Here is a 14119-nt window from a genome sequence, read left to right as displayed (position 1 = left end):
CGGCTGGCTGCACTTCTACAATCACCACCGACCCCACTCCGCCATCGGCGGCCAGCCACCGGTCACCAGACTGACCAACGTGCCTGGACATCACAACTAGTAGATGTCATGACTTGCATAGTGGTGGCCGCAGTCCCGGCGCCGACAGAGCAAGCCATCGCTTGACCGCTGGAAATCCGAGCAGTTGCTGCATCGCAGACAGCGGCGGCCCGATGGGTTGGGTTCACCGTCGAAGTTCTCGCGGATGAGAGTCTGTGCCTGCTCCATTGCCTCGCCAACGATCTTGTCGACTTTGTCGAGTGCCTGAGCTTGCGTGGAATTGAGTTCGCGCGGCAGATTCTTCATGACGACTCGCTCTCAAGGTTGGGCGTTACCCGTGGGATAGCCGATGGAGGGTGTTTGGGGCCTCAATTAGTCCACCTTGGGCTGGCGTTCATCGTTCGCGAACGAGTAGTCATCCACTCGAATCACGCCTTCGGGTGCGGTCATCGAAGACGGAGTGATCACAGCGACCATCCGGCCCAGCAGGGGCGAGGGGGTCCGGGGTGGTCGGCCGCCAACAAGCTCGGTCCGGTTCACCATCGCCAGCGGACCTCGCCCTATGCTGAGCCGCTCCAACCCTCCGTACTCGGGATCCCGCGAAACTGCCTGGGTCTAGTGGCCTGAATCGATCACTTTCGAGTAGTCAGGTACTCGTGCGGACCAGCCGCGTTGAGGACCAAGCTTTGGTTTGGCGGGCATTGCCGTAGTACGCGGAGGTCAAGATGAAAGAGTATGTGGCTGTGTTGCTGGTTCCGGTCGTCACGGCGATACTGGGCGCGCTAGGCATCGTGCTGAGAGACGTGTACGAACGCCGATCCGACAGGGGGCGGCGGAAGTATGCAATTGATGACGCCACGCACAGAATTTCCTTCATCACCGACTGGTGGAATGCGAAGCAGACTGTCGGTGTCGGTTCCGATGAACTGCAATCTGCACAGGAAACCGTACAGAGATGGTTGAAAGAAGCGATCTCGCAGGTTAGTGAGTCCATGCGCCCAACTACGAGGCCAGAGGGCCAGTATTCAGTGATGCGCCGAGTGCTGTTGGCCTACCCGTTCAAACGCGTGTCAGCTCAGCTCCTTCGAGTTCTTTACTGCATTGTCCTCTACCTGTTCCTCCCGTTCTGGGTGGTTGTGTACGCATTTGATATCCCGAACTTCGATGACTACACCAGCGAAGAGTGGGGTGGCGTCGCCGTCATGTTTGCCTTTCTCATGGTTCTGGCTTTGGGGCTTCGAGCGTGGGCGGTGTCGATAGAAGGGCGTGCCGCGAGGCGACCCACGAGCGCCTCGGTGAGGCCTACCGGAGTGCCCGGGCCGATGGGTGCTCCTCAAAGCTATCCACCTCAAAGCTATCCACAGGGGTCGGTTCTATCTCCTGCGATGGGCTGGTATGGCCCACGGGATAATCCATCCCACGGTGGAGGACAATAGCGGCCCACGCAGGACAGCTTGGTGTAGACGGTGACGTAATTGCTCACTCCGTTCTTCGGTGGGTGCCGCGATCACCTTCCGGGGCGGGTAGCCGGCCTGAATGGACGGCTACCCGCTGCATCTGGGTCACGAGGCCGGTGTCATCCCTCGATCGCCGCGCATGTGTCGCATTCCCACCCCGCCGGCGTGCGACTGCAGGTGCGGCGTCACCGCGACGTCCTCGACATCCACCGCAACTTCGCCCAAGAAGCCAAAAGCCCAGCTAGCGGGCAGATCAGACACCCGCCCTTCTGCCCCTGCGATTCACCACGTGTCGGCAGTCCCGTGCCAAGACCTGGAAGTCTGTGACAAGCTCAAATGATGGTATGGGGCCAACGGATCGTGCCTCCAGACGCAGCCGAGATCGGTGCAATCGCACATGGTTCTGCGGTACTTGCACGAACTGCCCACATTATCGTGGGACTGCGTGAGATCGTCGCCTACTCGTCGGGGCTCGACCTAGCCATAGTTGTCGTCGCCGCGGGCCGCCAAGCGGAGCGCATGAAGGCTCAGTTCGTTGCGGCTGCCGAGCGCGACCCCGATACTGGGCAGCCCAGGCGCGGGGACTACCGGGGGGAACAGCTTCAGCTGAGGGCCCTCGAAGACCCTGCACTTCAACCCACCCGACGCCGTAGCACGGAAGGCTGGCACCAGCATCCCGGCACCTATCGGCGTGAGTTCCTTTTCGAAGTTTCACCGCTCCCAGCCTCGAGCAACCTACCGCTGGTCACATCGTGGCCAGCGATCGGTTTGGAACCAGCCACCAGCCACCTGACGCTTCCGACCCGAGAGGTGCTCCGTGAAGCAATCACGCCTCTGCTGTAGGTCGCAACTGCGGCAAGGACTCAGAACCTGAAGTCACAAACCCGAGCCCGCGAGAGATCTACTCCCACTCCGGGCGCCGAGGTGGAATACCGAACGGTTAGATCGAGTGATCCCCGCCGACTTTCGGGTTCGCTGCCCTTCACCCGAACGAGCGGCCCGAACGGTCCGTACCCGTCCCGAGGCCTACCCCTTCCAGGGCACGTTCTTGACGTACCCGCCGGCGTCGATGCGCAACTGGGTGCCGGTGATGAACTTCGACGCATCGCAGGCCAGGAAGACGACCGCGTCGGAGACGTCCTGCGGCGAGATGTACGGCACCGGCATCGCCTGCATCGCGGGGAAGGCGAGCTCCGCCTGCTCGCGGGTGGGCGCCTCCAGGTCGGGCCGGAACACCTTGTACATGCCCTCGTTGTGCAGCATGTCGGTGTCCACGTTGGTCGGGTGCACGGCATTGACGCGAATCATCCTGCGTGCCAGCTGGATCGACAGATCGTTGACGTAGCGGGCGACCATCTGCTTGGCCAGGCTGTAGGCGGATCCGCCCGGCCCCTGGTTGGTCGCGCTGCCCAACTGGGCGGCGAGCGAGCCGGTCGCGATGATCGACGAGCCCTCCTTCAGGTGCGGCAGGCTGCCCTGGATCACGTTGAACACACCGCCGAGGTCGGTGTCGATGGTGTCCGACCAGGACTGAAGCGTCTGACCCTTGCCCATCGGGCAGATACCGGCATTGGCCACCACGATGTCGAGCCCACCGAGTTCCTCGACGCCATCCGCGATCGCCTTCCAGACGGCACTGCGCTCACGCACGTCGACGATCGCCGTGTGCACCCGCACACCCTCCTTCTCGATCAGCCGGGCGGTCTCGTCGAGATCCTCCGGCCGGGCCAGTGGATAGGTGTTGCCGTCGAGGTCCGCGCAGACGTCGAGGGCGATGATGCTCGCCCCTTCCGCGGCGAGGTTCACCGCGTGCGAACGTCCCTGGCCTCGTGCCGCTCCCGAGACGACCGCGATCTTGTTGTCGAGCTTTCCCACCTGTTCCGCCTTTCTGTGACGAGGTCACCGCCTGGGTGTCCGCCAGCCGATGGTCTTGGTTTCCGTGTACTGGGCGAATCCCTCGATGCCGCACTGCCGTCCGAGGCCGCTGTTCTTGTAGCCGCCGAACGGCGCGTCGGCGCCGTAGAACATGCCGCCGTTGACGCCGAAGGAACCGGTCCGGATCCGCCGGGCGAACGCCATTCCACGCTCGTTCGACCCCGACATCACCGCGCCGGCGAGACCGAAGGCGCTGTCGTTGGCGATGCGTACCGCGTCCTCGTCGTCGTCGAACGGCACCACCACGAGGACGGGGCCGAAGACCTCGTCCTGCGCGATCGCCGCGCCGTTGTCGACGCCGACCACGACCGTCGGCGTCACGAAGTGGCCGCCGGACAGGTGCGCGGGCAGCCCGGTCGCGGGTCCGCCCCCGGTGGTGATCTCGGCGCCCTCGCTGCGGGCCCGGTCGATCATCTCCAGCACCCGCCGCTGCGCGCGGGCGTTGATCAGCGGTCCGACGAAGGTGCCCGGGTCGGCGGGGTCGCCGACGGGAACCGCGGAGAACGCCGTGGTCACGTCCGCGACCGCCCGGTCGAACAGGGAGCGGTGAACGAGCAGGCGGCTGTTGATGGCGCAGCCCTGCCCGGCGTGCGAACAGGCTCCGATGGCGCCCATCACGATCTTCGACGGGTCGGCGTCCTCGAGAACGACGAGCGCCGACTTTCCGCCGAGTTCGAGGAAGGTGCGCTTCATGGTGCCGGCGGCGTCACGCATGAGGCGGCGGCCCACCTCGGTGGAGCCCGTGAACGAGATCAGGTCGACCCGGGGGTCCACGGCCAGGCGTGCCGCGACCTCGTTGTCGGGCGTGGTCACCACGTTCACCACGCCGGCGGGGATGTCGGTGCGCTCCGCGATCAGGCGACCCAGCCGGGTCGCGTTCCACGGTGTGTTCGGATCCGCCTTGAGGACGACCGTGTTGCCGGCCGCCAGCGCGGGGCCGAGCTTGTTCAGGATCACCTCGACCGGATAGTTCGACGGGGTGATCGCCGCGACCACACCGGCCGGTTCCTTCACGACGGTGCGCTGGGTGTGTGCCCCGAACAGGGCGCTGCCGCCGAGTTCCCGCTCCCACTCGAACTCGCCGATCAGGCGGGCCGGGTAGCGCAGCGCGTCGGCGAGCGGCCAGTCCAGCTGAGCGTTGGTGGTCGACATCAGCGGGGCTCCGACCTCGGCGACGAGTTCCTCGCGCAGGTCTTCGCGTTCGGACTCGAGGGCTTCCTGCAACTGCTCGAGGCAGCGGGCGCGCAGTGCCCGGTCCGTCGCCCAGACACCGTCGTCGAAGGCGCGCCGGGCCGCCCCGATCGCCCGGTCCATGTCCTCGGCGCCGGCCGCCGCCGCGTCGCCGAGCACCAGCCCGGTTGCCGGGGAGACGTTCGGGTAGGTGGCGCCGGAGGCGGCGCCGACCAGGTGCCCGTCGATCAACATGCGGGGCTCGGCCCGGCCCGCCGCCCGCTCTCCCAGCGCGACGCTGGGGGCGGCGGCGTCCGACACGACCTCACTCACGATTGCTCCTCACGTTTGCTGGTGTCGATCTCGCGGTTTCGGTGCGGCAGGTCGCCGCGGTGTGCGCCGTCGTCGCGGCGGTCCGGATCATCGGGTGAGCACCATCGACGCGCACTGCGGTCCGAAACCGTTTGCGACGACGGCCACCTCGGCACCGGGCACCTGCCGGGCGCCGGCCTGGCCGCGCAGCTGCACCACCGCCTCGGCCAGGAAGCTCAGTCCGTGCAACCGGCCCTCGGCCAGCTGCCCGCCGGTGGTGTTGAGGGGCAGGCGACCGCCGGGCGCGATGGTCCGGCCCTGGTCGACCCATTCGCCGAACTCGCCGATGCCGCACAGGCCCATCGCCTCGACCCAGGAGATGGTGATGTGGGTGAATCCGTCGTACAGCTCGGCGACGTCCACGTCGGCCGGGCCCACGGATGCCTTGCGCCACATGTTCTCCGAGCAGCGCCGGGTTCCACCGAAGACGAAGTCGGGGGTGAAGGTCCAGTCCGGATGGGCGCCGGTGCCCATGGAGCTCGAGTCGATGGTCACCGGAACCTGCGCGAGGTAGGCGGCCCGTTCGGCCGTGGTCACGACCACCGCGCAGACACCCGTCACCGGATAGTCGCAGTCCAGCAGCCGCAGCGGCTCCGCGACGAAACGCGAGGCGTGGTAGTCGTCGAGGGTGATCGGATCGCGCAGCACGGCACGATCGTTGAGTGCGGCCCACTTGCGGGCGCCCACCGACAGGTGTCCGTAATCGTCCTCGCTGCCACCGAATTCGGCCAGTCGGCGCTGTTTTCGCATGCCCATCACCGGGATCACACCGCCCATGACCCCGTACGGGACCTCGAACTGCGATCGGCCGACCGCCGCGGGCACGGCGCGTCCGCTCTGGGTACCCCACTCCCGGGTCACCGAACGCACCACCAGCGCCACCTCGCACGCTCCGGAGAGCACCGCCATCTCGGCACCGAGTGCGGCGGTGATCGCCGAAGGGCAGCGCGCCGTGTAGTCGGCGTAGGTGACGAGATTGTCGACGCCGAGCATGCGCGCGACGTCGTGGGCGCCCTCGTCGCCTGCGTACTCGAAGATTCCGTCCACGTCGGCCACACTCAGCCCGGCGTCGTCGAGGGCGGCGCGGGCCGCGTCGACCACCAGTGGCCGGCAGTCGACTCCCCGCTCGCGATGGATGGTCGAGTAGCCGACCCCGACGACTGCGGCGCGGGCGCGGCTCACGAGGCGGCTCCGGCCGCGACCGAGGTGGTGCCGCCGGCAGGCCGGAACTGCGGGATGCTCCACTCTCCTCGGGGTTCGAAGGTGACCTCGAGGGGCATGTCGATCCGCAGCTCGCCGGGATCGGCGCCGAAGATGTTGGTCAGGATCCGCACGCCGGGCGCGTCGTCGAGTTCGGTCAGCGCGATGATCAGCGGCCCTTCACCGACGTATGCGGGATGGAAGGCCTGGTGCAGCACCGTGTACGCGTAGAGGCGACCGCGTCCGCTCACCGGAACGGCCCGGCTCGGGCCCACCGGGCCGAGATGCCCCTCGGCGACCGGTTCGGGCGGGTACTGCAGGTGGTCGGTCCCCTCGAATCCCTGGACGACGAGTTCGCCTCGGGCGGCCGCCTCCCAGTAGAACGCCGTCACGGGATCCGGTACCGGGCGCGACTTCTCGGCCACCGGACTTCCTCCGGCCGGGCTCCCGGCCGGCGACTCCTCCGCGGTCCTCACCGTCCTCATCCCACTCCCATCCACACCGATTGGGTGACTCACTGTAATTCTTACAGTACGCTCCATCGCAAGGGCCACGCCAGCGATTCCGCCGGCGTCTTCCCTCTCGAACTCACAACAGACACGCACACTCACAGCAGAGAAGGGAACGCGGATGTCCGGACTGATGGACGGTGTCACGGTCGTCGAACTGGCCTCCTGGACCTACGTCCCCAGCGCAGGCGCGGCCCTGCACGACTGGGGCGCCGACGTGATCAAGATCGAAGACCCCCACGGCGGCGATCCGTGCCGGTACCTCACCGTCGGCGGGCTGACGCCCCAGGACTCGCGCGTGCGCGCCAACTTCATGATGGAGATCGGCAACCACGGCAAGCGCAGCATCGGTCTCGACATCAAGACCCCCGGCGGCCGGGAGATCTTCGCCAAGCTCGTCGCGAAGGCCGATGTGCTGCTCACGAACTGGCTCCCGGGTCAGCTCGAGCGGGCCGACCTCTCCGTCGACATCATCCGCGAGATGAACCCGAACATCATCATCGCGCGCGGCAGCGGACAGGGCAGCCGTGGACCGGACCGCGATCGCGGCGGTTTCGACGGGTCCTCGTACACCGCCCGCGCCGGCGTCGCCTACGCACTCACTCCGGACGGGCAGGAGTTCCCGTTCGCCCAGGGCCCGGCCTTCGGCGATCTCCAGGGCGGGATCACCCTCGCCGGCGGCATCGCCACGGCACTGTTCCACCGCGAACGCACCGGGCACGCCGCCATCGTCGACAGTTCCCTTCTGGCACAGGGCATGTGGGCGGTGGCACCGGACATCGCCGCCGCCGACTACTACGGCATCGACCGCATCCCCCCGTACGCGCCGGGAGATGCACCGAACCCCGCGGTCAACCGGTACCGCACCCGCGACGACCGCTGGGTCCAACTGATGTTCCTGCAGGCCGACCGCTACTGGAAGGGCTTCTGCGAGCGCATCGGGCGTCCGGACCTGGGCGTGGACCCGCGCTTCACGCCGCTGGCCAACCTGACCCTCAACAAGGACGAGGCCACCGCGGAACTGCGCGCGATCTTCGCCGAACGCGACCTCGCCGAGTGGCAGAAGATCATGGCCGACGAGCCCGGCGTGTGGGCCACGCTCACCTCACCGGCCGACGTGCTCGAGGACCCACAGGTCGAGGCGAACGGCTACCTGATGACCCTGACGGACGACGCGGGCAACCCGTACCGGACCGTCAGCGCACCGGTGCAGTTCGACGAGTCTCCGGCCGTACCGTCGCGCTCCCCCGAGCACGGGGAGCACACCGAGGAGATCCTGCTGGAGCTGGGACTGGACTGGGACGCCATCATCGCCGCGAAGGAGTCCGGCGCCGTCCTCTGACAGCTCGGGCTCCGGCTCGCCGCCGCGGCCGCACCCGGCCGTCGTCCCCGCGACACCCTTACCGGGCCGCTCACGGTAAATCCGTGCGAACCGATAGGATCGCGGGGACACAACGGAGGTGCTCGGGTATGGCCACGCAGGACACGCAACCGAAACGGCAACGCCGGGAGCGGGGTTCGATCGATCCCGAGGACATCATCGCCGGTGCGTTCGAGCTCGCCGAGCAGGTCTCGCTCGACAACCTGAGCATGCCGATGCTCGGTAAGCATCTCGGAGTCGGCGTGACCAGCATCTACTGGTACTTCCGCAAGAAGGACGACCTGCTCAACGCGATGACGGAGCGGGCCGTCGCGCGGTACATCGGCGCCGTCTCGGTCCCCGAGGACGGCGACTGGCGCGACCGGCTGACCGCGTTCGCCCGCGGCATGCGAGCCACGTTCCTGGCCAACCCGATCCTGATCGACCTGATCCTGATCCGCTCGACCCTGAGCCCGACCCATGGCCAGCTCGGCGCCCGCTACATCGAGCGGATCGTCGCCGACCTCGTCGACGCCGGCCTCCCCCTGCCCGAGGCATTCGACACCTTCGCCGCTGTCCAGCTGCATGTGCGCGGATCCGTCGTCCTCGCCCGACTGGGCGACAAGGCGAAGGCCGCCGACCCCAATTCGCATGCCTACTACGAGGACCTGAGGATCACCGCGGAGGACACCCCGCTCCTCGCGGAGGCCGCCGCCCAGGGACGCAGCGGTGCCGCCCCGGACGACAGCAACTTCGAGTACGGCCTCGAGTGCATCCTCGACCACGCCGCATCGGCGATCGGCGCCCAGCGGCCGCCGGCGAAGGCAAGCCGGCGCCCCGCGCGCAAAGCGAAGTAGCCCGCTCACCCGAAGCGGGCTCGGCCGCAAGGCTTCCCGACTCCACGCCACGCCGGTCCCTCATCCCGCGCACAACCCTGCTGTGCGATCAACCCTGCTGCGCGGTCATCAGGTCCTGCCAGGCGGGAGCCTCCCGAGCGGCTCCGCCGGGGGCGATGCCCGGCTGCGTGTAGCGGCGTCCGTCGGGGCCGACGTAGACACCCGTCTGCGGGTCGTACAGTCGCGCCGCGGGCTGGGGTCGACCCGACTCGCCGTACGAGAACGGCTGCACCTGCACCCCGTCCGCGGCGCGGCCACTTTCCACGCCGGACGCGGCGCGGCCACCTTCCACACTGGGTGCCGGATGAGCCGAACGCCAGGGGTTGTCCCCTTCGGGGGCGTACGGCTCACCGCTGCGGCACTCCTCCACCGTCGCGGCGCGCCTGCCCGGGTACTCCATGCAGGGCGCGTTGCGTGCGCCGCGCACCACCATCGGACTGTCCTGCGGAACCTTGCAGAACAGGTTCGACGGTGTGTCCGGCACCGACAGGTCGTCGGGCGACCGCCATTGCGTGGACGACAGGAACCCGGTGGTGCACGCCGGCGGGTCGCCGAACTGCAGGTGGAAGTCGACCAGGGCACCGTCCTCGAGCGGTCCACGCACGACGGTGCCGAGGGCCGCGATCAGCGGCGGGAAGACGACCAGGACCTGTTCGATGCTGGGGTTGTAGATGCTGGTGACCTGCCCGACGCTGACCAGGTTCGCCAGGAGCAGCGGCAGCGTCGGCTTCAGTTCGGCGAACAGCCGGTCGGCCTCGTGCACCGCGGCGGGACCGTGCTCGATCAGCGACCGCAGCTGTGGTTCGCTCTCCCGCAGTTGGTCGGTGACGCGTGCGAGGTCGGCGGTCCAGGACCGGATCGCGTCGGCGCTCTCGACCTGGGTGTCGAGCAGTGGACCGGCCTGCTCGATCAGGGTCCGCGTCGGCTCCGCACCGTCCAGGGCCTCCTGCACCAGCAACTGCGCGGAATCCAGCAGCCGCTGCAGGTCCGGCCCCGTGCCGTTGAAGGCCTCGAACGCCCCCTCGACGAGTTCGTGCAGTTTGGTGTCGGCGATGCCGTCGAGCAGCCGGTCGGCCTGATCGAGGATCGCGCCGACATCCTGCGGGAGCTCGGTCCGCTGCACCGGGATCACGGCACCGTCGGACAGATCCCCGGTATCGCTCGCGGCGCCCGGATCGCCGGCAGTGCCCTGCGGCGGGACGAGGTCGACGTACTGCTCGCCGATCGCCGACACACTGCGGACCCGCGCCAGCACGTCGGCGGGGATCGGGTGGTCACGGGAGATCGTCAGGTGGGCGTCGACGCCGCCCGGGCCAAGCACGACGGAGTCGACCGTGCCGACGTTCGTACCGAGATAGGCGACGTTGGCGTGGGGGTACAGACCGCCGCTCGCCTCGAGTTGCACAGTGACCCGGTAGCGGCCGATGCCCACCATTGCGGGCACCCGGATGTAGGAGGTCGCCATGACGACGAGGCCGATGACGGTGAGGACGGCGAAGACGACCAGCTGGCCGCGCACGAATCGGGTCAGGGTCACGGTGCGCCTCCGGGGGTGGCACCGCCCACGGGCGCGCGCAACGGATCGGTGGCGTGGCCGGCAACGCCGGCCACGGTGCCGAGAGCCCCCTCGACCCCGCCGAGGGTCCCACCCAGCGGGGTGCCGATCAGGAAGTTGTTGTCGAGCCGGGCGTTCGTCAGGTCGAGGTTGATGTCCAGGTTCGCGTAGTCACCGAGCAGCCACTTGTCCATGTTCTTCGTCGAGAATGGGAAGGTCGGCAGGAGCGACATGACGCCGGCGAGGTGCTCCCCGGTACCGGCCAGTGTCTGCAGGACCGGCGCCAGGTGCTTCAGGTCCGCCTGCAGGTCTGCGCCGCTGGTGTCGAGGATCTGGTTCGTCACCGCGGCGAGCCGCCCCACGGAGGTGACCGCCGTGGTGATGTCCTGCCGTTGTCCGACCAGCACGTCCAGCGCCGGAGGGAGTCCGTCCAGGGCGTTCGTCAGCACCTGCCGGTCCTGGTCGAACTCGCCCGAGAGGCGCTCCAGTCCGTCCAGGGCCGCCACGATGTCGCCGCGCTGATCGTTCAACCCGGAGGTGAGCGAGTTCAGTTTCACCAGTACATCTCTGGTCGTCTCACCCCGACCACCGAGAGCGGTGTCGAGCTCACGGGTGATGTCCTGCAGCTGCGCCAGGCCACCGCCGTTGAGCACGACGGACAGCGCCGAGAGGGTCTGCTCCGTGGTCGGGAAGGCACCGGCCCGCTCCAGAGGGATGACGTCACCGGCCTCCAGACGCCCCTCCGGTGCGACGTCCGTGGGCGGGGCCAACTCGAGGTGGTTGGAACCGAGCAGACTGGTCTGCCCGATCCGCGCGGTCACGTTCGCCGGGAGCACCACATCCGCGTCGAGACCGATGGTGACCATTGCGTGCCAACCCTCGGCGGCGATCCTCCGGACCGACCCGACGGTCACGTCGTCGACCCGCACCGGCGAGTTCTGCGTCAGCGTGGTGGCATTCGGCAACTGGACGGCAACCTCGTAGGAGTCCTCGCCGGTCCCCCGCGCCCCCGGCATCGGCACCGAGTTCAGGCCGTCCCACTCGCAGCCTGACACCGACAGCGCCACCGCGATCGAGGTGGCGAGTGCGAACACACCCCGGCGCAGCCTCGGCATGGTCGTGATCCGGACGTTCATCGGGTACCTCCGGGGAGGAGCAGAGCACCGAGATCGGTGGGAGCAGTGGCATTTCCGGCCACGGGCCGGGTGATGTCTCCGGCCGCGCCGGGGGCCGTGGCCCCCGCTGCCGTGGTCTTCGAGGCCACCTGCGCCTCGACGCTCGGCGGCTGGAACTCCAGCTGATCGGGGAAGGCGGTGATGCCGCTGACCGGGTTGGTCATGATCGGCGGGTAGTTCACGATCATCCCGTTCATCAGCGGCGCCAGGTATTGACGACAGAGCTCGCCGGTGCGTTCGGTGCCCTCGTTCGCGGTGCCCTCGATGGCACCGCACAGCAACGCCGCCGGATTGGCGACCTCGTTGAGGCCGAACACCCCGGTCAGGGTGCCCTGGGCGGGTTGGTACAGGTTGTAGAAGTTCACCAGGGCGGTCGGGGCGATGTGCAGGACCTGCTCGATCTCCGGACGCTTGTCCGCGAGAACCTGTGTCGCGGTGGCGAGTTCGGTGACACTGTGCGCCAGCTGGTCGGTGTTCGCACCGAGGAACCGCTGCACATCCCCGACTGCCGTGTCCAGGTCGGTCAGTGCGGTCCCGAGCTGATCGGAGCTGGACGCGAGGACGTCCCCGACGGTGGCCAGCCGTCCCCCGAACTGGACGATCTGGGAGTTGCTGTTCGACAGTGCGGTGACGAACGTCTGCAGGTTGCGGATCGTGCCGAGCAGGTCTGTGCGACCATCCGAGAGCGTGCTCATCGTGTGCGACAGTTCGCGCAGCGCGGCGTTCAGCGCCGGACCGTTGCCGTCCAGGTTGTCGGCTGCGGTGTCGACGAACCGGCCGAACGAGCCCTGCGGATCGTCGGCCTGGGGACCGAGAGCGTCGGTGAGTTTGTCGAGCTCGTTCTTGATCTCGTCCCACTCGACCGGAACGGCGGTGCGTTCGAGGGGGATCTCGGTGCCCGCGGCCAGCGTCACTCCTCCGGTGAAGGCCGGGGTCAGCTGCACGAACCTCCCGGACACCAGGGACGTCGCCATGATCACGGCCTTGGCGTCCTCGGGAATCTCGACACCGCGGTCGAGCGACATCGTCACCACCGACGAGTCCCGTCCCGGTTCGATCCGCTCCACCGTGCCAACCCGTACTCCCATCACACGCACGTCGTCGCCCTGGTAGAGGCCGGTGGTGGACGGGAACCGGGCCGACAGCCGGTAGTGCGTGGCGCGGTCGACCACCAGGTATCCGGCCACGGCCAGTGCCGCGACGAGCACGGCGACCATCCCCCAGCGCAGCACGGTCCGGCTGGGACGCAGTGCGGTCAGCGCACTCGCGGACGGCTTCGCCGTCGGTCCACTCGTGAACGGTTTCATCGCGGGTTCACCCCCTGGTACTTCTCGATGCTCGGCGGCGGGTCCATCAGTGCCTGCAGGTCCTTCGGCAGCTGGCCCGGATTGACCAGGGAACTCATCAGCGGGGCCAGGAACTCGCCGGCCGCGTAGTTCTGAACGAAGGCCTGGAAGTAGGGCCCGCTGCCCACCGCCTCGCCGAGGGCGGTCGAGTACGGGCCGAGCCCGTCGAGGGCGCCGACGAGGCTGTCGCGGTTGCGGATGAGCAGGGCGGTCACCTGGTCGAGCTTCTGCAGGGTCGGACCGAGCTGTGCCTCGTTGTCGTGGACCACCCCGCTCAGCTGCCTCGAGACCGCCGACACGCTCGAGATGAGTTCGGTGATCGCGTCCCGGCGCCGCTCGAGTTCCCCGAGCAGGTCGTTGCCGTCGAGCAGGAGGGCGTTGATCTGGTCACCTCGCTGCGCGAGCACCGTCGTGACCGAGTGCGCCTTCGCCAGGAGTTCCTCGAGCCCGGCGTCCCGCTGGTTCAGGGCGGTGGTGAGATCGGTGATGCCGCGCACCGCCTCCCCGAGGGGCTGCGGTGTGCCGGACAGCGCACCCGACATCGCGTCGAGGGCCGAGTTCAGCTGCACGGTGTCGAGGTCGTGCACCGTGCCCGTCAGATCGCCGAGCGCATCGGTCAGCGAGTACGGCGAGGTGGTGCGGTCGTCGGAGATGGTGCCCCGCGCAGGCAGCCGACCCGCGCCCTCGGGAACGACGGCGAGGGACTTGCGTCCGAGGATGGTGTTTGTCTTGACGGCCGCGGTCGTCCGGTCACCGAGGGCGACGTCCTCGGCCAGGGTGAACGACACCACGATCCGGTCGCCCTCGATGTCGATGCGGTCGACCGATCCGGAGGTGATCCCGGCAACCTGGACCTTGTCACCGGGCAGCAGTCCGCCTGCGTCGACGAACACCGCACGGTACTGCAGTCCAGAGTGCAGGAACGGCAGCTTGGCGTACTGCAGGGCGGCGAGCACCACCGCCACCGCGAGGACGGTGCCCACCGTCCCGCGACGCAGCAGGCGCCGCCCCGCGGCGTCGGGGTTCATCGGCCGCCCGCTCACCCGATCCCCCCGCTTGTTCTCACTGGTACGGACGCCATTTCGGCCACGCAGCGAAAGTCCTC

12 protein-coding genes are annotated in these 14119 nt (G+C 68.2%); 3 read left to right on the top strand and 9 right to left on the bottom strand.

From position 1 onward, the window contains the following. Positions 1–96 precede the first annotated feature (96 nt). Positions 97–345: a hypothetical protein gene (locus ACWEPG_RS27195; RefSeq protein ID WP_452595772.1), complete on the bottom strand. Its 249-nt coding sequence runs from the start codon at positions 343–345 to the stop codon at positions 97–99. A 419-nt stretch (positions 346–764) separates the two neighbouring features. Between ACWEPG_RS27195 and ACWEPG_RS27190 the strand changes: the two genes are divergently transcribed. Then, positions 765–1475: a hypothetical protein gene (locus tag ACWEPG_RS27190; protein WP_452595771.1), complete on the top strand. Its 711-nt coding sequence runs from the start codon at positions 765–767 to the stop codon at positions 1473–1475. A 1047-nt stretch (positions 1476–2522) separates the two neighbouring features. On the opposite strand, the gene ACWEPG_RS27185 is transcribed toward ACWEPG_RS27190, so the two are convergent. From ACWEPG_RS27185 to ACWEPG_RS27170, 4 genes are all read right to left on the bottom strand, one after another. Beyond that, positions 2523–3371: a mycofactocin-coupled SDR family oxidoreductase gene (locus tag ACWEPG_RS27185; protein WP_452595770.1), complete on the bottom strand. Its 849-nt coding sequence runs from the start codon at positions 3369–3371 to the stop codon at positions 2523–2525. Between the two features lie 24 nt (positions 3372–3395). After that, positions 3396–4934, bottom strand: coding sequence for an aldehyde dehydrogenase family protein (locus tag ACWEPG_RS27180; RefSeq protein ID WP_450117110.1), 1539 nt, complete (start codon positions 4932–4934; stop codon positions 3396–3398). Positions 4935–5021: 87 nt separating this feature from the next. Next, the gene (locus ACWEPG_RS27175) at positions 5022–6155 is read right to left on the bottom strand and encodes a thiolase family protein (protein ID WP_450117111.1); all 1134 of its coding nucleotides are present in this window, start codon (positions 6153–6155) and stop codon (positions 5022–5024) included. After that, positions 6152–6598 (bottom strand): Zn-ribbon domain-containing OB-fold protein, encoded by a 447-nt coding sequence (locus ACWEPG_RS27170; protein ID WP_450117112.1) that lies wholly within the window; start codon positions 6596–6598, stop codon positions 6152–6154. The genes ACWEPG_RS27175 and ACWEPG_RS27170 overlap by 4 nt, the downstream gene beginning before the upstream one ends. A gap of 205 nt (positions 6599–6803) precedes the next feature. Here ACWEPG_RS27170 and ACWEPG_RS27165 point away from each other — a divergent pair, with 205 nt between their 5' ends. Next, positions 6804–8024, top strand: coding sequence for a CaiB/BaiF CoA transferase family protein (locus tag ACWEPG_RS27165; RefSeq protein WP_450117113.1), 1221 nt, complete (start codon positions 6804–6806; stop codon positions 8022–8024). Positions 8025–8152: 128 nt separating this feature from the next. Next, positions 8153–8899, top strand: coding sequence for a TetR/AcrR family transcriptional regulator (locus tag ACWEPG_RS27160; RefSeq protein ID WP_452595769.1), 747 nt, complete (start codon positions 8153–8155; stop codon positions 8897–8899). A gap of 88 nt (positions 8900–8987) precedes the next feature. Here ACWEPG_RS27160 and ACWEPG_RS27155 read toward each other — a convergent pair whose 3' ends face one another. The 4 genes from ACWEPG_RS27155 to ACWEPG_RS27140 form a co-directional block, all read right to left on the bottom strand. After that, on the bottom strand, positions 8988–10475 hold the full coding sequence (locus ACWEPG_RS27155; RefSeq protein WP_452595768.1) for an MCE family protein: 1488 nt from the start codon (positions 10473–10475) through the stop codon (positions 8988–8990). After that, positions 10472–11629, bottom strand: coding sequence for an MCE family protein (locus ACWEPG_RS27150; protein WP_452595767.1), 1158 nt, complete (start codon positions 11627–11629; stop codon positions 10472–10474). Before ACWEPG_RS27150 ends, ACWEPG_RS27155 begins: the two co-directional genes overlap by 4 nt. Further along, positions 11626–12885 carry an MCE family protein gene (locus ACWEPG_RS27145; protein ID WP_452595779.1) on the bottom strand — a complete coding sequence of 420 codons (1260 nt, stop codon included), beginning with the start codon at positions 12883–12885 and terminating at the stop codon, positions 11626–11628. Before ACWEPG_RS27145 ends, ACWEPG_RS27150 begins: the two co-directional genes overlap by 4 nt. A gap of 86 nt (positions 12886–12971) precedes the next feature. Continuing rightward, a complete protein-coding gene (locus tag ACWEPG_RS27140) occupies positions 12972–14042 on the bottom strand; it encodes an MCE family protein (RefSeq protein ID WP_452595778.1) in 1071 nt (356 codons plus the stop codon). Positions 14043–14119: the final 77 nt, after the last annotated feature.

The sequence above is a fragment of the Rhodococcus sp. NPDC004095 genome, from assembly GCF_053604015.1.
Note: the sequence above shows the minus strand (reverse complement) of the source record. Positions and strands in the feature narration are given on the sequence as shown.

Excerpts from the sequence above, each read along its gene's own strand:
- ACWEPG_RS27165 (WP_450117113.1), top strand. The coding sequence starts at position 6,804 with ATGTCCGGACTGATGGACGGTGTCACGGTCGTCGAACTGGCCTCCTGG.
- ACWEPG_RS27195 (WP_452595772.1), bottom strand. The coding sequence starts at position 345 with ATGAAGAATCTGCCGCGCGAACTCAATTCCACGCAAGCTCAGGCACTC.
- ACWEPG_RS27190 (WP_452595771.1), top strand. The coding sequence starts at position 765 with ATGAAAGAGTATGTGGCTGTGTTGCTGGTTCCGGTCGTCACGGCGATA.
- ACWEPG_RS27140 (WP_452595778.1), bottom strand. The coding sequence starts at position 14,042 with ATGAACCCCGACGCCGCGGGGCGGCGCCTGCTGCGTCGCGGGACGGTG.
- ACWEPG_RS27160 (WP_452595769.1), top strand. The coding sequence starts at position 8,153 with ATGGCCACGCAGGACACGCAACCGAAACGGCAACGCCGGGAGCGGGGT.
- ACWEPG_RS27145 (WP_452595779.1), bottom strand. The coding sequence starts at position 12,885 with ATGGTCGCCGTGCTCGTCGCGGCACTGGCCGTGGCCGGATACCTGGTG.
- ACWEPG_RS27150 (WP_452595767.1), bottom strand. The coding sequence starts at position 11,629 with ATGAACGTCCGGATCACGACCATGCCGAGGCTGCGCCGGGGTGTGTTC.